Origin of the sequence: Mycobacterium sp. OAS707 (genome assembly GCF_014873705.1) — a bacterium.
Classification (GTDB): Bacteria; Actinomycetota; Actinomycetes; order Mycobacteriales; family Mycobacteriaceae; genus Mycobacterium.
Window position 1 is genome coordinate 384,188 of the sequence record NZ_JADBDS010000001.1, and the last position, 17,786, is coordinate 401,973.

18 protein-coding genes are annotated in these 17,786 nt (G+C 65.9%); 14 read left to right on the forward strand and 4 right to left on the reverse strand.

Annotated elements, in window-relative coordinates; all coding sequences use genetic code 11:
- The first annotated feature begins 23 nt into the window (after window positions 1-23).
- A complete protein-coding gene (locus tag GGC64_RS01840) occupies window positions 24-914 on the forward strand; it encodes an oxidoreductase (RefSeq protein WP_192720749.1) in 891 nt (296 codons plus the stop codon).
- Window positions 915-933: 19 nt separating this feature from the next.
- Window positions 934-1,437 carry an SRPBCC family protein gene (locus GGC64_RS01845; RefSeq protein WP_192720750.1) on the forward strand — a complete coding sequence of 168 codons (504 nt, stop codon included), beginning with the start codon at window positions 934-936 and terminating at the stop codon, window positions 1,435-1,437.
- Between the two features lie 71 nt (window positions 1,438-1,508).
- Here the strand turns inward: GGC64_RS01845 and GGC64_RS01850 are convergent, their stop codons facing one another.
- A complete protein-coding gene (locus tag GGC64_RS01850; protein WP_192720751.1) occupies window positions 1,509-3,014 on the reverse strand; it encodes a carboxylesterase/lipase family protein in 1,506 nt (501 codons plus the stop codon).
- Between the two features lie 71 nt (window positions 3,015-3,085).
- Between GGC64_RS01850 and GGC64_RS01855 the strand changes: the two genes are divergently transcribed.
- The 4 genes from GGC64_RS01855 (at window position 3,086) to GGC64_RS01870 (ending at window position 7,059) form a co-directional block, all read left to right on the forward strand.
- Window positions 3,086-3,973 (forward strand): neutral zinc metallopeptidase, encoded by an 888-nt coding sequence (locus GGC64_RS01855; RefSeq protein WP_192720752.1) that lies wholly within the window; start codon window positions 3,086-3,088, stop codon window positions 3,971-3,973.
- Window positions 3,966-5,612, forward strand: coding sequence for a DUF885 domain-containing protein (locus GGC64_RS01860; protein WP_192720753.1), 1,647 nt, complete (start codon window positions 3,966-3,968; stop codon window positions 5,610-5,612). The genes GGC64_RS01855 and GGC64_RS01860 overlap by 8 nt, the downstream gene beginning before the upstream one ends.
- Window positions 5,613-5,711: 99 nt before the next feature.
- On the forward strand, window positions 5,712-6,242 hold the full coding sequence (locus GGC64_RS01865) for a DinB family protein (RefSeq protein WP_192720754.1): 531 nt from the start codon (window positions 5,712-5,714) through the stop codon (window positions 6,240-6,242).
- Window positions 6,226-7,059, forward strand: a complete 834-nt coding sequence (locus GGC64_RS01870) for a mycofactocin-coupled SDR family oxidoreductase (protein ID WP_370581940.1) — start codon at window positions 6,226-6,228, stop codon at window positions 7,057-7,059. The genes GGC64_RS01865 and GGC64_RS01870 overlap by 17 nt, the downstream gene beginning before the upstream one ends.
- Here the strand turns inward: GGC64_RS01870 and GGC64_RS01875 are convergent.
- Entirely contained in the window at window positions 7,056-7,937 is an 882-nt protein-coding gene (locus tag GGC64_RS01875) for an acyl-CoA thioesterase II (protein ID WP_192720756.1), read from the reverse strand. The two genes, GGC64_RS01870 and GGC64_RS01875, sit on opposite strands and share 4 nt — an antisense overlap.
- A gap of 48 nt (window positions 7,938-7,985) precedes the next feature.
- Here GGC64_RS01875 and GGC64_RS01880 point away from each other — a divergent pair, with 48 nt between their 5' ends.
- From GGC64_RS01880 to GGC64_RS01895, 4 genes are all read left to right on the forward strand, one after another.
- Window positions 7,986-8,618 (forward strand): TetR/AcrR family transcriptional regulator, encoded by a 633-nt coding sequence (locus GGC64_RS01880; protein WP_192720757.1) that lies wholly within the window; start codon window positions 7,986-7,988, stop codon window positions 8,616-8,618.
- Between the two features lie 109 nt (window positions 8,619-8,727).
- Window positions 8,728-9,951 carry an amidohydrolase family protein gene (locus GGC64_RS01885; RefSeq protein ID WP_192720758.1) on the forward strand — a complete coding sequence of 408 codons (1,224 nt, stop codon included), beginning with the start codon at window positions 8,728-8,730 and terminating at the stop codon, window positions 9,949-9,951.
- 9 nt (window positions 9,952-9,960) lie between these two features.
- Window positions 9,961-11,088, forward strand: coding sequence for an acyl-CoA dehydrogenase family protein (locus tag GGC64_RS01890; RefSeq protein ID WP_192720759.1), 1,128 nt, complete (start codon window positions 9,961-9,963; stop codon window positions 11,086-11,088).
- A complete protein-coding gene (locus GGC64_RS01895; protein ID WP_192720760.1) occupies window positions 11,085-12,338 on the forward strand; it encodes an acyl-CoA dehydrogenase family protein in 1,254 nt (417 codons plus the stop codon). The genes GGC64_RS01890 and GGC64_RS01895 overlap by 4 nt, the downstream gene beginning before the upstream one ends.
- Before the next feature lie 51 nt (window positions 12,339-12,389).
- On the opposite strand, the gene GGC64_RS01900 is transcribed toward GGC64_RS01895, so the two are convergent.
- Window positions 12,390-13,070, reverse strand: coding sequence for a TetR/AcrR family transcriptional regulator (locus GGC64_RS01900; RefSeq protein ID WP_192720761.1), 681 nt, complete (start codon window positions 13,068-13,070; stop codon window positions 12,390-12,392).
- A gap of 75 nt (window positions 13,071-13,145) precedes the next feature.
- Between GGC64_RS01900 and GGC64_RS01905 the strand changes: the two genes are divergently transcribed.
- Entirely contained in the window at window positions 13,146-14,159 is a 1,014-nt protein-coding gene (locus GGC64_RS01905; RefSeq protein WP_192720762.1) for a hemerythrin, read from the forward strand.
- Between the two features lie 23 nt (window positions 14,160-14,182).
- On the opposite strand, the gene GGC64_RS01910 is transcribed toward GGC64_RS01905, so the two are convergent.
- Window positions 14,183-15,199 (reverse strand): Rv2578c family radical SAM protein, encoded by a 1,017-nt coding sequence (locus GGC64_RS01910; protein WP_192720763.1) that lies wholly within the window; start codon window positions 15,197-15,199, stop codon window positions 14,183-14,185.
- Between the two features lie 108 nt (window positions 15,200-15,307).
- Here GGC64_RS01910 and GGC64_RS01915 point away from each other — a divergent pair, with 108 nt between their 5' ends.
- The 3 genes from GGC64_RS01915 to GGC64_RS01925 are packed head-to-tail and all read left to right on the forward strand — an operon-like array spanning window position 15,308 to window position 17,785.
- Window positions 15,308-15,943, forward strand: a complete 636-nt coding sequence (locus GGC64_RS01915) for a PadR family transcriptional regulator (RefSeq protein WP_192720764.1) — start codon at window positions 15,308-15,310, stop codon at window positions 15,941-15,943.
- On the forward strand, window positions 15,940-17,166 hold the full coding sequence (locus GGC64_RS01920) for an NAD(P)/FAD-dependent oxidoreductase (RefSeq protein WP_192720765.1): 1,227 nt from the start codon (window positions 15,940-15,942) through the stop codon (window positions 17,164-17,166). Before GGC64_RS01915 ends, GGC64_RS01920 begins: the two co-directional genes overlap by 4 nt.
- A 31-nt stretch (window positions 17,167-17,197) precedes the next feature.
- Window positions 17,198-17,785, forward strand: a complete 588-nt coding sequence (locus GGC64_RS01925) for a TetR/AcrR family transcriptional regulator (RefSeq protein ID WP_192720766.1) — start codon at window positions 17,198-17,200, stop codon at window positions 17,783-17,785.
- Window position 17,786 lies beyond the last annotated feature (1 nt).

Below are 17,786 nucleotides of genomic sequence, written 5' to 3' on the forward strand. Positions count from 1 at the left end.
GGCTGACCGCCGGTAACTTGGCGATGGTGGGCACCAGCATCGCTCTGATCGGACCCGGCGCCATCGGCGCAACCGTTGCCGCCTACCTGCACACCGCTGGCCGCCCTGTCCTGCTGTGCGGGCACAGACCGCGCTCATCGATCGAGGTCCGGCCCGACGACCAGGCGCCGATCCTGCTGCCGGGACCCGTGCACGCTGATCCGGCCGAGGTCGGCGGACCCGTCGACGTGGTGTTCATCGCCGTCAAGGACACCCAGAACGAGCAGGCCGGCGCGTGGTTGGCGGGGCTGTGCGACGAGCACACGTTGGTCTGTGTGCTGCAGAACGGCGTCGAGCAGGTCGAGCGGGTGGGCCGGTTCTGCCCGACATCGACGGTGGTGCCCGCAGCCGTCTGGCTGTCCGCAGAAGTCCAACCGGAGGGTTGGGTGCGGGTGCGCACCGAGCCGCGGCTGGTGCTGCCGGACAGCGAGGCAGCCGCGGTACTGGCGGAGTTGTTGCGACCAGCTGGGGTGATCGTCGAGCTGGATCCCGACTTCCGCACCGCGGCATGGCACAAGCTGCTGGTCAACGCCGTCGTTGCGGTCATGGTGCTGACCGGTCGGCGCTCGGGCGCGTTCCGTCGCGACGACGTGGCCGCCTTGGGGCGGCGGTATCTGGCCGAATGCCTCGCCGTAGCGCGCGCCGAGGGCGCCAACCTGGGTGATGACGTGATCGACGAGATCATCGGCATGCTGGCGCAGGCCCCGCCGGACATCACCACCTCGATGCTGACCGACCGCGAAGCGGGCCGACCGCTGGAGTGGGACATCCGCAACGGCGTGATCCTGCGCAAGGCCGCGGCGCACGGCATCGCCGCTCCGATCAGCGAAGTGCTGGTGCCGCTATTGGCTGCGGCAAGCGACGGCCCCGGCTAGACACCGTCATTTACTGTGTATGGCCATGCACGCTTGTGAACGCGTCGGCCTGGACTTCATCGACAGCGCACCGTACCGGTTCGTTTCCACCGTCGATCTTGCGATCACCCCGGAGCAGGTGTTCGAGATCCTCGACGACGCCGAGTCGTGGCCGCAGTGGGCAACCGCGATCACCAAGGTGACGTGGACCAGTCCACCACCCCACGGCGTGGGCACCACCCGCACGGTCGACATGCGCGGCGGCATCGTCGGCGACGAGGAATTCCTGGCCTGGGAGCCCTTCACGCACATGGCTTTTCGGTTCAACCAAGCCTCGAGCCGCAGCATCGCGGCGTTCGCCGAGGACTACCGCATCGTGCCGACGACCACCGGCTGTCATCTGACGTGGGTGATGGCGATGAAGCCGAACGGTGTCGCCAGCCGCATCGGAATGACCCTTGGCCGCCCGCTGATGGCGCGGACATTCCAGAAATTCCTCTACAACCTGCGCGATTACGCCGCCAAGCGCTACGCGCGAACCTAGTACTCGCCGAAACGGTATTCCAGCAGCGAAAGTTCGAGAACGACCCTGCTGGAATACAGTTTCGGCGCAAGCTAGTGCAGGCCCGCCCAGGCCTTGCGACGGTCCGCGTCCGGATCTTCGACGACCATGTCGTGCGCCGACAAAATGACCCGGGTGCAGCGACGGTCGGTGTCGTACATCGGCCAGTCGTGTCCGTTGGACCAAATGATCTGGCCGGTCTCCCATCCCTGCGCCGCGAAGTCCAGCCAGGCACGCTGCATGCGCCTGCCGACGGGCGGTTGCAGCCGACGCCCGAGCGGATGCAGCTTGCGTCCGATGAACGAGGCGTAGCTGTGCTGGATGTGCACGATCTCGCTGCCGTGCGTGGCGCCGAGGCCGAGAAGCCGCAGGCTCCAACCGAAATGGTCGAATCGGTACATGTGCGTCGGCGCGTGCGCACTGTAAGCGTCGGCGAATGCCCACGCGCCACGACCGAACATGACGTCCGACCCGAACGCGACGAGCGCGCGTCTCCGCGGGTAGTCGGGATACGCGGCCAACACCTGTTGCTTGGCGTCGGGAGCGACACGGTTGAGGTACGAGTCGATCGACGCGACGGTCGTCGGCAGCATCGGCGGCTTGGTCCAGGCGAACATCGACGCCTCGTGGCTGTTGGTGCCGATGATCAACGGCACCCGCGCTAGTGCGCCCGCGCGGGCGGCTTCGACAGGATGGCGCGGCAGCAGGTCGACGCCGTAGGTGAGGCCATAGGCAAGCGTCGGGGTCCTCGCGGCGCTCTTGAGCTGCAGCATGCCTGCGGCACGGCGCAGTTGCCGCTGCGGAAGCCCCTTCACCTCGTCGGCACTGACACCCAACCGCTTCAGGAAGTCGTGGGCCTGCCTGGCCCGCAGTTCGCGGTCGGCGATCAGCGGCAGCGCCGGGCTCTGCGCGATCGCGCGGCGGAACAGGCCGTCGGCGGCGGGACTGGCCAACAACGCCAGCACCGACGTTGCGCCTGCCGATTCGCCGAACACGGTCACCCGATCGGGATCACCGCCGAATGCGGCGATGTTGTCCTTGATCCATCGCAACGCGGCGATCTGATCGCGCAGCGCGAGGTTGTCGTCGAATCCGTCGCCCAGATCGCTCAGCTCGAAACCGCCGAACACGCCGATCCGGTAGGTGACGTTGACCACCACCACATTTCCATTGGCTGCCAGCCGCGAGCCGTTGTAGAGCTGAAACTGACCGGCCCCGTAGACGAATGCGCCACCGGGAATCCACACCATCACGGGCAGGGAAGCGGTGGTATCGGGCGACCACACCGTCAGGGTCAGACACGCTTCGTCGCGCACCTTCGGGTCGTCGCGACCGCCGCCGACGAACGACTTGCTCTGCGGCGGGAGCGGTCCATGCTCGAACGCGTCGCGCACGCCGGTCCACGGGCGCAGCGCACCGGGTGCCAGGAACCGGCGTTCACCGATTGGCTGCTCGGCGTACGGCACGCCGCGCCAGACCTCGACACCACCGTCGGTGGTGCCGCGAAGATCTCCCAGTGCCGTGTGCGCGATGGTCGAATGTCCCAGAAGGACTGCCACCCCTAAATCGTAGTGTGCAAAGCTGGACACGCCGGGGTCTGAACGGGTGTGGCGAGCGACGGAGCGGGGCAATGACCTTCAACGAGGGTATGCAGATCGACACCAGCAACATCTCCACCGGAGGTGGGCCTGGGCCTGGTCGCGGAATCGCGATCGGTGGCGGACTCGGTGGCTTGTTGATCGTCGTTGTCGCGCTGTTCCTCGGTGTCGATCCGAGCTCGGTGATGCCCCAGCAACAAGAGATCGACGCGGGCGGCGTGCAGGCGCCCGGTTACGACCTGAGCCACTGCAAAACCGGTGCGGATGCCAACAAGTACGTCGAATGTCGGGTGGTTGCGACGACGAACTCGGTGGACGGAGTGTGGCAGCAGCTGATGCGTGGATATACGCCCCCGCACACCATGCTGTTTCACGGTTCGGTGCAGACCGGCTGCGGACCCGCCGACACGTCGGTCGGCCCGTTCTACTGCCCTGTCGATCAGACCGCCTACTTCGACACGGACTTCTTCGAGGTGCTCGTCAACGAATTCGGTTCCAGCGGTGGACCGTTGGCGCAGGAATACGTCGTTGCCCACGAATACGGCCACCATGTGCAGGACCTCAAAGGCGTCCTCGGCCGAGCGCAGCAGGACCCCACCGGCGCGGAGGGTGGCGGCGTGCGGACCGAACTGCAGGCCGACTGCTACGCCGGCGTATGGGCGCATTACGCGGCAATCACCAAACAGGAAAGCACCGGTGTGCCGTTCCTGGAGCCATTGAGCGACAAGGACATTGCCGATGCGTTGTCAGCGGCTTCCTCCGTTGGCGACGACCGCATTCAGAAGCAGGCGACGGGCCGCATCAACCCCGAGCAATGGACCCACGGGTCGTCAGCGGAGCGGCAGAAGTGGTTCACGGTCGGTTACCAGACCGGCGATCCCAACAAGTGCGACACCTTCGCAACCGACAACCTTGGTTAGGCCACCAACGGCCGTCGACGCCGTCGCCGAACGTTACCTCGAGACGTTCGCCGCGCTGGACCCATGCGCGGCAACGGAAATGGGCATCCTCGGCCACGACGACGACGTCACCGACTACTCCCCCGACGGCGTGGCGGCCCGCGTCGACGCCGCCCGTTCGGCACTGCGTGAGCTGCAGACCACGACCCCGGTCGACGAGGTCGACCATGTGACGGTCGCGGCGATGCGTGAACGGCTCGGCCTGCAGATCGAATTGCACGACGCCGGGCTGGATGTCGGCGATCTGAACGTGATCGCGTCGCCGCTGCAGTCCATGCGTGACGTGTTCGACTTGATGGCGACCGACACCGACGAGGACTGGGCGCTGATCGGCAAGCGGATGTCCAGGGTGCCCGAGCGTGTCCGCGGCTACACCGAGGCGCTGCGGGCGTCCGCGGCGGCCGGACATGCACCAGCGGCCCGTCAGGTGGCGCGCGGCGTCCAACAGTCGGCACAGATTCAGCAGCTGTTCGTGGCGATGGTGTCCGACGCCGCGCCTGGAAACGACGTACTGCACGCGGACTTGCAGCAATATGCTGCGGCGGCCGCCGAAGCCTACGCCACGCTTGCGGCGGCATTGCGCGACGAGATCGCGCCACACGCCCGGCAGGACGACGCCTTCGGCCGCGACGCGTACCGGCTGCTGTCGCGCGAATTCCTCGGCACTGCCGTCGATCTCGACGAGACCTACCAATGGGGTCTCGAACGATTGGAAAGCATTGTCGCCGAGCAGGAGTCGATCGCAAACCGGCTCTATCCCGGAGCTTCGGTCAGCGAGGCGATCCGGCGACTGGACGACGAACCGCGGTATCTGGTGCATGGCACCGACGCGCTACAGGCTTGGATGCAAAACCTGTCCGATCGCGCCGTCGACTCATTGGCGGATACGCACTTCGACATCGCACCCGCGCTGCGCAGGCTGGAGTGCCGGATCGCGCCGACGCATACGGGTGGCATTTACTACACGGGCCCATCGGAAGACCTGAGCCGCCCTGGCCGGATGTGGTGGTCCGTCCCGCCCGGCGTCAACACCTTTCGCACCTGGCAGGAAACGACCACGGTGTTCCATGAGGGGGTGCCGGGCCACCACCTGCAGGTTGGGCGCGCAGTCGTTTCGTCGGACCGATTGAACCGGTGGCGGCGGATGGGCTGCTGGGTGTCGGGGCACGGCGAGGGGTGGGCGCTATACGCCGAGCGTCTGATGGCCGACCTCGGCTGGCTCGACGATGCCGGCAACCGGATGGGAATGCTTGACGCGCAACGCTTCCGGGCTGCGCGCGTGGTGATCGACATCGGCGTGCACTGCGGACTGACCGCGCCCGACGGCGGCCGATGGGACGCGGAACGGGCCTGGGTGTTCCTGCAGTCGCACAGCGCGATGACTGAGGAGCATCTGCGCTTCGAGTTGGACCGCTACCTGGGCTGGCCCGGCCAGGCGCCGTCGTACGCGATCGGGCAGCGGATCTGGCAGCAGCTTCGCGACGAGATGCTCGGTCGAGGGTTGTCATTGAAGGAGTTCCACGGCAGCGCGCTCGATCTCGGCGGGCTGCCGTTGGACGTGCTTCGGTCGGCGCTGCTCGCCGATTTCGCCGCTAGCTGATCGGCATTCGTCGCACCCGCTGGAACATTTAGCGTTCCGTCGGCCACGGTGACCCGATTCCGCCGACCGGATTCGTGAAGAGGCTGCCACACTGGTGGCGTGACACCTGAGCCAATCGAGCCCGACACCAAGGACTGGACCTGGGTGCTGTCGCGGCCCTGCCCGGAGTGCGGATTCGATGCGACATCCGTGCCCTACAGCGCGGTCGCCGATCGGATCCGCGGCGACGCGACCGAGTGGATGCGTCGCCTTGCCGAACCCGACGCCGCACAACGCCGGCAGCCCACGGTGTGGTCCACGCTGGAATACGGTTGCCATGTCCGCGACGTCCACAGGATCTTCAACCACCGAGTGCAGTTGATGCTCACCGAGGACGACCCGCAGTTTCCGAACTGGGACCAGGACGAAACCGCGATCGCCGACGACTACGCGTCCCAGCACCCCGCCACGGTGGCCACCGAACTGTTCGATGCCGCAAGCGTCGTCGCCGACACCTACGCCCATGTGCCCGACGACGGGTGGTCGCGGCGCGGCCTGCGCAGCAACGGCAGCGAATTCACCATCGCGACAATCGCGGTCTACCACTTGCACGACGTCATGCACCACGCGCACGATGTCGACCATGGCTGAAGACAAACCGCTGGCCGGCAAGGTCGCCTACGTGACAGGAGCCGCACGCGGACAAGGGCGTTCGCATTGCATCCGGCTGGCGCGGGCAGGCGCCGACATCGTCGCGATCGACGCGTGCGCGCCGGTCGCCGAACACAACGGATATCCGCCTGCGACGCCGGAGGACCTCGCGGAGACGGTGAGCCTGGTCGAGGGCGAGGGTCGCAAGATCGTCGCCGACGAGGTCGACGTCCGGGACGCCGCCGGACAGCAGCGCGTGGTCGCCGGCGCGCTGGAACAGTACGGTCGCCTCGACATCGTCGTCGCGAATGCCGGCGTGATGAATTGGGGTCGGCTGTGGGAGATTTCGGCGCAGCAGTGGCAGGAAGTCCTCGACATCAACCTCACCGGCGTGTGGAACACCATCAAGGCCGCGGTGCCGCCGATGATCGAGGCGGGCAACGGCGGCTCGATCATCGCGATCAGTTCGGCGGCGGGCATCAAGGCCGTTCCCGGTTGCGGCCATTACTGCGCCAGCAAGTTCGGTGTCGTCGGGCTGACGAACTCGTTGGCGGTCGAACTCGGTGAATTCGGTATTCGGGTCAACTCGGTGCACCCGTACGGCACCGACACTCCGATGGGCAACGACACCGCGATGTGGCAGATCTTCGCCGACCACCCCAACTACATCCACAGCTACTCGCCCGGCGCGCTGCCCACCGAATCGCTGGCCGCCCCGGACCTGATCTCCGACATCGTGGTGTGGCTCGCCAGCGACGCGTCGTCACTGGTGACCGCGGCCCAAATCCCCGCTGACAAGGGATATTTGAAGATCTAGAGCCGCGACTGCTCCTTGATGGCGGTGTCGGTCGTGCGCAGCGGCCGGATCAACGCGTCCTGCGCGAACGATGCGATCAGCTCGCCCTCCTCGGTGTGCACGGCGCCGCGCACATACGACATGCCTGCGCCGACCTGGGTGCTCTCATGCGTGTAGAGGAGCCAGCCCTCCCATCGGAACGGCTCGTGAAAGCTCACCGTGATCGTCATGGGTGCCGTCGACACCGTCAGGTGCGCCTGCGCGGTGCCGATGCCCTCATGCGCGCGCATAGTCGTCGAAATACCAAGGTGCCCAGTGAAATACGCGATCAGCGCCTTGGCGAGATCGTCGCGGGCGGGGATCGGGTCGTAATGCAGCCAGGCATACAGCTCCGGGGGACCCACCTCGTCGGGGCTGTTCACGTCGACGACGTCGACCAAACGCAGCTGCCGTCCGTCCATCGGCATTTCTGCGACATTGGCATCGTCGGGTCCGACGACGTCAGGGCGTGGCAGATGGTGCCGGATCACGTCAGCGGTCGGCACGTCCGTGAGCACCGTCGCGGTGATGCAGCGCTTGCCGTTCTGCTTGGCGGCGACGATCGCGGTCGCCGTGGACCGGCCCTCGCTCACGACGTCTAGCTCCAGCTCGACCGGCCCCGCGCCGACCATCACGGCGCGCGCGAACACCGCGGACACCGAGCGCACCGATTTCTCCGGGAACCGTTTGGCCACAGCGACAATCGCCTGGGCCAGCACCTGCGTGCCCTCCACCACCTGGCGCTCGTCCTCGCCGGCGGGACCCGTCTCTGCGATGAAGCGGTTCTCCCCGTCCTGGCGGACGTCGAACAAATCGAGCAGACCGGCAACGGTCCACGTCTGCGCTGAGTCTGTCGTCATGGGACGGAACAGTAACCGAGCTTCTGCAAAAGCGGTAACGTCATTACCATGACGAAGTCCAGCGGGCCACCGGATGCCGCGGGCGTCGACACCGAACCGCGCGAGAGGCGCTTCATGAAGTCGGCGCTGGCGATCCTGGGTGAGACAGGCCGCACCGACTTCACGGTGCTCGAGGTCGTCGAGCGGTCCAAGACCTCGCTGCGGTCCTTCTACCAGCACTTCACCACCAAGGATGAGTTGCTGCTCGCGCTGGTCGACAAGATCATGTCGGAGTCGACGAAGAAGTGGCGCGCGGACACCACCGGCGTCGAGAGCGCCGCAGCGCTGCGGATCCTGATCGACCGCATCTGCACACCCGCCGAATCCAGCACCCAGGACAGGGTGAACCGCGGCCTGACCAACTACAACGACCACCTCGCCGAGACGCTGCCCCGCGAGTACGCCAGGGTGCTGTCTCCGCTGCACGAGCTGATCAAGGACATCATCAACCGCGGCATCGACGAGGGCACATTTCGCACGGGCATCGCCGTCGACGCCACCGCGGCGCTGATCATGCAAACGGCGCTGGGCGCCATGCGACTGCAGGTCCTGGGCGCCGAACTGAACGGCGCCCCTATCGACGCCGGACACATCTACGAGTTCTGCCTCGCCGCCCTCGCGCGGCCGGGCAACGTCGCCTGACCTGCGCCGCACCGACCGCAAACCGTTTCTCCCGGGGTGGTGTTTTCGCTGGTCGAGACGTGGTAATGTCATTACCAGTTACCGCCAATGAGACTTCCAGGAGGCGAATATGACCCGCAAGCTTCCCTATCCGGTGTTCGACGCCGACAACCACTTCTATGAGCCCAAGGAAGCGCTGACCAAGTTCCTGCCGGAGCACCGCAAGCACGTCATCGACTACATCGAGGTCCGGGGTCGCACCAAGATCATGGTGCGCAACCAAGTCAGCGACTACATCCCCAATCCCACCTTCGAGGTCGTCGCACGGCCCGGCGCGCAGGAAGACTACTTCCGCCACGGCAGCGGCGGCAAGAGCTTCCGCGAGGTGATGGGCAAGCCGATGAAGGCCATCCCCGCGTTCCGCGATCCGGCCGCGCGGATGGAGGTCATGGACGGCCTCGGACTGGACTACTCACTGATGTTCCCGACGCTGGCCAGCCTGGTCGAAGAGCGCATGAAAGACGATCCCGCGCTCATCGCCGACGTCATCCACGCGCTCAACGAGTGGATGTACGAAACGTGGCAGTTCGACTACGAAGGCCGCATCTTCTCCACGCCCGTCATCAACCTCGGGATCGTCGACCGGGCGCTCGAGGAACTGCAGTGGTGTCTGGAGCGCGGCGCCAAGACCGTCCTCGTGCGCCCCGCCCCGGTGCCCGGCCTGCGCGGCACCCGGTCCTTCGGCACCGAGGAGTTCGACCCGTTCTGGGACGCCTGCGTCAAGGCGGGCATTCCGGTTTCGATGCACGCGTCGGATTCCGGCTATGCGGAGTACCTCAACGACTGGGAGCCTGCCGACGAGTTCCTGCCCTTCAAGCCGACGGCGTTCCGCATGGTGTCAATGGGCAAGCGCCCCATCGAGGATTCGATGGCCGCGCTGGTGTGCCACGGCGCGCTGACCCGCAACCCCGACCTTCGCATCCTGTCCATCGAGAACGGTGCTGACTGGGTGCCGTACCTGTTCAAGCAGTTCGAGAACACGTACAAGAAGATGCCGCAGGCGTTCCCGGAGAATCCGATCGAGGCGTTCAAGCGCGGCGTCTACGTCGCGCCGTTCTGGGAGGACGATTTCGCGCAGATGGCCGACCTGTGTGGCGTCGACCGGGTGATCTTCGGATCGGACTGGCCGCATCCGGAAGGGTTGGCCGAGCCGACCCACCTGATCGACGACTTGCAGGGACTTGATGACGAGGGGCAACGAAAAGTCATGGGCGGCAACATGATCGATCTCTTCAAGGTGCCCAACCAGATCGTCCACAACCCCGACGTGCCACCCCTCGTCATACCCGCCTGAACGGACTACATGACCGACGAGACAAACCCAGAACAGCTGCTCTTCGCCTCGACGACCCAGTCGTTTCTGGAAAAGGAAGCGTCGCTGAGTCGCCTGCGGGAACTCCACGCCGCCGGCGCGTCCTTTGAGGCCGACTGGTGGCGGCGAGCCGCCGAATTGGGCTGGACGAGCCTGCTTGTGCCAGACGAGCTAGGCGGCGGCAGCGTGTCCGGTGACGGTGTCGCCGATCTGGCGCTGGTCGCCGAACTCGCGGGCAGGACCGTCGCACCTGGGCCGCTGCATCCGGTCAGCACGGTGTTGGCCGGTCTGGTCGAGGCGCCCGAAAACCACGAAGCGACAATCGAATCCCTGCTCTCGGGTGAGATCGTCGGGTCGTGGGCGGTTTACGAGCCGAGCAGGCCCTGGTCGCCTCTGGGCGCGACGGTGACGGCCACCCGCACACCGGCGGGCTACCGGATCGATGGAGCGAAGGACCGCGTCGAGGCGGGTGCAGAGAGCGCGGTGCTGTTGGTGGTCGCGCAATGTGACGGTGCACCACGCCAGTTCCTGGTGCCGACGGACGCGCCCGGCGTACGCGTCGAGGCGCAGCAGTCAATCGACCTTGTGAAGAGTTACGCGCGTGTGCATTTCGACGGTGTCGAGGTCGACGAGTCCGCTGCCGTGGGATCGGCTGAGCAGACGCCCGATCTGATCGCGCGACAGAGCCAGATCGCCCAGATGCTGCAGTGCGCCGAAGTGGTCGGCATCCTTGACACGGTGCTGGCCTTCACCATCCAGTGGGGATTCGACCGGCATTCGTTCGGCCGACCCATCGGCTCCTACCAGGCGCTCAAACACAAGTACGCCGACCTCAAGATCTGGTTCGAGGCATGCCGCGCAACGACGAAGGCAGCGGTCGCCGCGGTGGCGTCGCGGTCGCCTGACGCGGAGATGGCCGTCAGCGTCGCGAAATCCTATGTGGGCGAACATGCCCCGGGCATGCTGCAGGACTGCATCCAGCTACACGGCGGCATCGGCGTGACGTGGGAACACGACCTGCACCTGTACCTGCGCCGAGTCACGTTGTACCGCTCGATGTTCGGCACGCCCGAAGACCACAACCTGCGCGTCTACGCACTGACGAAGGCTGCCTCATGACGGAGACGACAGCAGCGCCGGTCGCGACCGAGTCGGTCGACGAATTCGCCGCTCGCGCACGGGCGTGGCTGGCAGCGAACATGCCGCGCATCGATCGGGATAATCCGCCTGAAGCCGACCGTGGCGAAGAGGCACCGTGGCTGCGCGCCCGCGAGTTGCAGAAGATGCTGTGGGACGGCGGATTCGCCGGCATCTGCTTCCCGCGGGAGTACGGCGGCCTGGGGCTGCCGATCGCCTATCAGAAGGCGTTCGACGCCGAATCGCGCAATTATGAGATGCCGGTCATCCTCAACACGCCGACGTTCACGATCTGTGCGGCGACGATCTTGGACACCGGATCGGAAGAACAGAAGCGCCAACACATTTCCGGCGTGCTGCGCGGCGACGAAGTACTGGTGCAGCTGCTCTCCGAACCCAGCGGTGGGTCCGATCTGGCGGGTGTCATCACCCGCGCCGACCGCGTCGGCGACAAGTGGGTGATCAACGGCGCCAAGACATGGAGCACCAGCGCGTTCGCGGCCGACTACGGTTTGATGCTGGCGCGCACCAACTGGGAGGTGCCCAAGCATGAAGGCCTGACCATGTTCCTGGTGCCGATCAACAGCCCAGGCATCACGCTTCGACGCATCAAGCAGGTCAATGGGTCGGTCGAGTTCTGCGAGGAGTTCTTCGACAACCTCGAACTCGGCGATGACGCCGTCGTCGGCGAGGTCAACGAGGGCTGGCACGTCGCCTCCCGGCAGCTCTACCATGAGCGCCGCGCGGTTGGCGGCGGCTCGGAATTCGCCAGTGGCATTGGCGCCGAAGGCAAGACCGACATGCCCATCGACTACGTCGAGCTCCTGGAGAAGACGGGGCAGGCCGACAACGAACGCGTGCGCGAGATGGCTGGCAGGGCGTTGGTGCATCGAGCGGTGCGTGAGCAGCTGATCGACCACGTCTACCACGGCGTCCTCGACGGCTCACTGCCTCCGGCCGCGGGCTCGATCATCCGGGTAACGCACGCCGAAACTCACCATCTCGAGTTCGACACGGTGCTGGCCATCACGGGCACGTCGGCAGTGGTCGACGGTGGCGATGACTCGCTGCGCTTTGGCGAGCGCTACCTGTCGCGGCAGGCTGCGGCGCTGGGCGGCGGCACCACTGAGATCGCAAAGAACATCATCGGCGAACGCGTGCTCGGCTTCCCGCGTGAGTACGCCGCCGACCGCGGTGTGCCGTTCAATCAGGTCAAGCGCAACAAGAGCTGACGCCCTTCGTGAGACTGCGCACAGATCGAGGTTTCGGCGAAAATTGCGATCTCACCGCAGTTTCGGCGATTGATTGGATAGAAGTTCCGGCTTGAGCAGCAACGTGGGCAAAGTCGTCGCGAGCCACCGCTGATAGCGATCGACCGACCAACCGAGGTCGGCCGTCAGGATCGAATACGTTGTCGGCGAGATGATCAAACCCATCACGTCGGCGGCCTCGGCGCGCGTCACCCCCGACGCAAGCGCGTCCGGGTCGAGTTGGTTGACCCATGCACGGCAGTCCGACCGCAGTCGGGAAATCAGGTCTGCGCGCAGTTCACCGAGCGCTGGATCTACCGACGCAGACTGCTCCACCACCCGCAGCAGCGCAGCGACGCGGTCGTTGATCCCGCGAACCATGGCCGCATGTTCGGAGAACACGGCGCAATACTGCCTCGGATGCACGCCGTCGAATCCGGGCATGCGCTGCCGGATAGGGACAGCTTCGAAATCACCCGTCAGCAGATAGTCGTAGGCACGGGACAGCACACCCGCTTTGGATCCAAACGTGGCGTAGATGGTTTGCGCTGAAACGCCTGCGGCAGTGGCGATCTGACCGATCGATGTAGAGCCGAAGCCGACTTCGAGAAACAGCGCGATCGCCTCTTCGAGGATGCGCTGGTGCCGCGCTTCGGCGTCAGCCTGCCGTCGCGTGCTGTCGTATTTGCGACGCGAGTCGCTGTCCCTTGACACCTCGCACCGCCTTTCCTTATAGTCCGCTCTAATCAATATAGCTTGCTCTATCCAAACTACACCCCGGAGGCTGCCGTGACCGCTGTCCCCATTCAGGCTGATCTGGATTGGTCCATCATCCGCGACCAAGCCGGCGCATTCGTCACAACCGAGTACGCGTCGCTTAATCGCGCCGGTTCTCCGGTGACGTGGCCGGTGACCCCGTACCTCGGCGAGCACACCATCGACATCTCGACTGGCCTGACGTATCCGCTGAAGGCCGAGCGCGCTCGTCGCAACCCGAAGGTGACGCTGTCGTTCTCACAGCCGCGCGGCTCCGGACTCGAACAGCCGGCGACATTCGTCGTCCAGGGCTTGGCGACGGTGCGCGACGCCGATCTGCAAGCCAACGCCGCACGCTATTTGAAGGTTTCTCAAGAGCGGTTGCCGCAAACGTATGCGAGCATCCCGACGGCCATGTTGCGTGGCATGGCGTTCTACTGGGCGCGGATCTGGATCGAGGTCACGCCGGTGCGCGTATTGTGGTGGCCCAGTGGTGATCTCGACGCCACGCCGCAGATCTGGATGCCGGATGCGGCGCCTCCGGTGCCGCCGTCTGATCCCGCGCCCGCCGGTCGTGGGGCCGGGTCGTGGAAGACGACCGCTCCGGTTCACTGGAAGTCACGGACCCGCGGCGCGTTGGACCGGCTCGGCATGCCAGTCCTGACGACCGTGACGCCGGACGGGTGGCCGTTGCCGTTGCGGGTGCGCGATGCCGAACAGACGTCGACGGGGTTCCGCGTGCGGCCACCGGCGGGCGTCGATGTGGTCGGCGGTCCTGCCGCCCTGACGTTCCACAGCCACGGCGAGGTGTTCGACAGTCAGGAGAACATCACACTCGTCGGTCGCTCGCATGGGAATCCCGATGGCACAGTCGATTTCGAGGTGAATCGGGCGCTCAACGACTTCATCGTGCCCAAGAACCCGATTTACCGGGCCATCTACATGCTGTCGGCGGGCCGTCGGCTGAGCAAGCGACTGGACGCGGAGGCGGCGCGCCGCGGCCAGTCGGTGCCACGATTCGCAGATCTCGGCTTCAACAAGGGCTAGAACACCGCGAACCGAGCCGCGAATCAAAACAACGTGGGCTGCAGGACCTCGGCGGGGGCAACCGCCGGGGCCTCGCCCGCACGAAACGACCGCCGGTCGGGCGCAAGACCGTACTTGGCCACCAACGGTGTCACGCGGTCGTGCAGCGTCTTCCTGTAGTCCGACGGCAGATACGCTCCGCGCCTGTACAACTCGCGATACTCCGCGACCAACTCCGGGTGTGACCGGGCCAACCACGCCATGAACCATCCGCGAGTCGAGCCGCGCAGGTGCAGGCCGAACACCGTCACACCCGTCGCGCCGGCCGCGGCGATCTGAGCCAGCAGCGCATCGAGATGCTCGACGGAGTCGGTCAACCGCGGCAGCACCGGCGCCACCATGACGTGACAGCCAAGGCCCGCCTGACGAATTGCCGAGATCAATCCCAACCTCGCCTGCGGCGACGGCGTTCCCGGTTCGACATCCTTGTGCAGTTCCGGATCGCCGACCGCCAGCGAGACTGCGACGCTGACGTCCACGCTGCGCGCGGCCTCGACGATCAACGGTAGATCGCGGCGCAGCAGTGTGCCCTTGGTCAGGATGGAAAACGGTGTGCCGGAATCAGCAAGCGCGCCAATGATTCCCGGCATCAACGCGTAGCGGCCCTCGGCCCGCTGATACGGATCGGTGTTAGTGCCGAGCGCGACGGTCTCCCGCTGCCACGACGGTCGATTCAGCTCGCGGCGCAACACCTCGGCGACGTTGGTCTTGACGACCACCTGCGAGTCGAAGTCGGTGCCGCAGTCGAAATCGAGGTACTCATGGGTGGGCCGGGCGAAACAGTAGCGGCACGCATGTGAACAGCCGCGGTAGCCGTTGACCGTGAACCGGAACGGCAGCATCGACGCGGCCGGCACCTTGTTCAATGCGCTCTTGCAGAGAATCTCGTGGAACGTCATGCCCTCGAACTGAGGACTGCGGACGCTACGGACGAAACCGATGCGTTGCAGCCCAGGCAGGGCGCCGTCATCGACGCTGACGCCCTGTCGATCCCACCGCACCCCACTATTCGAACTCTTGTTCGATCTGATGTCAAGGTAATTACCGGCTTGTGTCGCGATTACTCGTAGCCGTATATTCGGCCACGAGTAATCGGACGGAGGCGTGAGATGGCCGAAAAGCGCAAGGTCGCGAACCTGATGGCGCTTGCGGTGCTGGCCACGGTCGTGGAGCGGCCCATGCACCGCTACGAGATGGCGTCGGTGATGCGGGCGCGCGGCAAGGAACGCGACATGGGTATCAAATGGGGATCGCTCTACACCGTCGTGCAGAATCTGGAGCGCAGCGGCTACGTCGAAGCAATCGGCGTCACCCGCCAAGGGGCCCGCCCCGAGCGCACGGTGTACCAAATCACCGACGCCGGCCGTGACGAACTCGTCGCCTGGACGCGCGAACTGATCGCCGAACCCGAGGCCGAACACACGCGATTCACCGCCGGGCTGTCCGTGCTCGCGGTGCTGGCACCGCAGGACGTCATCGATCTACTGCAGACACGGCTCGATCGGCTGTCCGCATCCGTCGAAGCACTGAGCGCAGGACTGCAGCAGGCGTCACAGGTGCCGCGGCTGTTCCTGATCGAGGACGAATACCGCATCGCTATGACGCGCGCAGAGGCCGACTGGACGAGGTCGCTGCTCGACGAATTGACGGCGGGCACCTTCCCGCATCTCGACGCGTGGCGCCAATTCCATGAGACCGGCCAACTGCCTGCCGAATTCACCGATCCCGCACAGGAGGAATCATGACCGCAACACGTACCGCACTCGTGATCGGCGGCGGAATCGTCGGGCCGGTCGCAGCGACCGCGTTCGCCATGGCAGGCATCGACGCCACCGTGTACGACGCGCGGCCAGCAGATGCGGCCTCGGCCAACGGGATCGGTGGATCGCTTGCACTCGAACCCAACGGTATGGCCGCACTGCGGATCGTCGGCGCCGATGACGACGTCCGCGCCGCCGCCACGCCGATCACGCGCTCAATCATGTCGATCGCCAACAGGCCGGGCCGCGAGATGCCGACACCTCAAGGGCTCGGGCCACGCCAACTCATCGACCGCGGCGCGCTGCACCGGATACTCCGGAACCGAGCAGAGCGAGCCGGTGTGCGAATCCACGACGCCAAGAAGCTGATTCACGTCGACGAACGACGCGACGGTGTCACCGCTCATTTCGCCGACGGCACCAACGCGAGCGCCGACGTGCTGATCGGCGCCGACGGGGTGCAGTCGACAGTGCGCAGGCTCATCGACCCCGCGGCGCCCGGCGCGCGTTATCTCGGACTGCTCGGCTTCGAGGGCCTTGTCGACGACGCATCCGACACTGCGCAGTTAGAGCCCGGCACCATGACATTCGCGTTCGGGCGGCGCGCGTACTACCTGTACTGGAAGCGGCCCGACGGCCGCATCGGCTGGGGCGCGAATCTGCCGTCATCCCAACACATGACCCTGAAGCAAGCCCGCGCCGTTGCCGCCGAAGAATGGTTGACGACGCTGCGCAACGCCTACGCGAACGACATCCCGGGCGCACGGCTGGCCGCCGAGACAACCAGCCAGACACTGCAAGCCGTTGGCGGCCTGCACATCATGCCGCCCGTCCCGCACTGGCACCGTGGCCGGATGGTGCTCGTCGGCGACGCCGTGCACGCCCCGTCCAACAGCACCGGCCAAGGCGCGTCGCTTGCAATGGAGAGCGCCATTCAGCTGGCGCGTTGTCTGCGCGATGTACCCGATGTCTCGTCGGCATTCGCGACATACGAGCGCTTGCGCAGGCCACGAGTGGAGAAGATCGCCGCGCGCGGAGCCCGCATCAGCCACGCGAAGGCGCCTGGCCCGATCGCGCAGCGAATGATGCGGCTGCTGCTGCCGATCATGTTCTCGGCGACGAACGTGGAGAAAACCATGGCCGCCGAACAGCGCTACGCCATCGACTGGGACACGCCGCTACAGGAGGACACAAAAGCACTCGCATGATGCGTGTCATGCGACTAGCATGATGCCCATCATGCGAAGAGTCGGCGGTGCACGCGCAGAGGCCAAGCAGGAATCGCTGGACAAGATCCTGGACGCCGCCGCGCGCCGCATTCGCGAAGACGGACTCGACGGCGCGGCGATCGTTCCGGTGATGCGGGACGCCGGCCTGACGCACGGGGCGTTCTACTCACACTTCTCCAGCAAGGAGGACCTGGCGAATGCCGCGTTCGCGCGGGCGATCACCACGGGCAGGCCACACTGGATCAAGCCCAGATCCGGCGAGTCGTGGCGGGACAGGCTGACCAGCCTGGCCAGGCGCTACCTCACCACCGCTCACCGCGACAACCTCTCCACCAGTTGCGGATTCGCAACCCTGAGCTCCGACGCGGCCCGTGCGTCCGACGAGTTCCGGACACGTTACGAACGCGAACTGCGGGGGTCGTTGGCCGCGATCTGTGACGGCGACAATCAGCACCTGGACGACGCGATCGCGCTGATGACGGTCTGCGTCGGTGGGATGGCGCTGTCCCGTGCCGTCGCCGACCCGAAGTTCTCGGCCCGCATCTTGCGCGTGGCCCGCGAAGCCGCCGCGAAACTCGCTGATAACCAACCGAATTGAG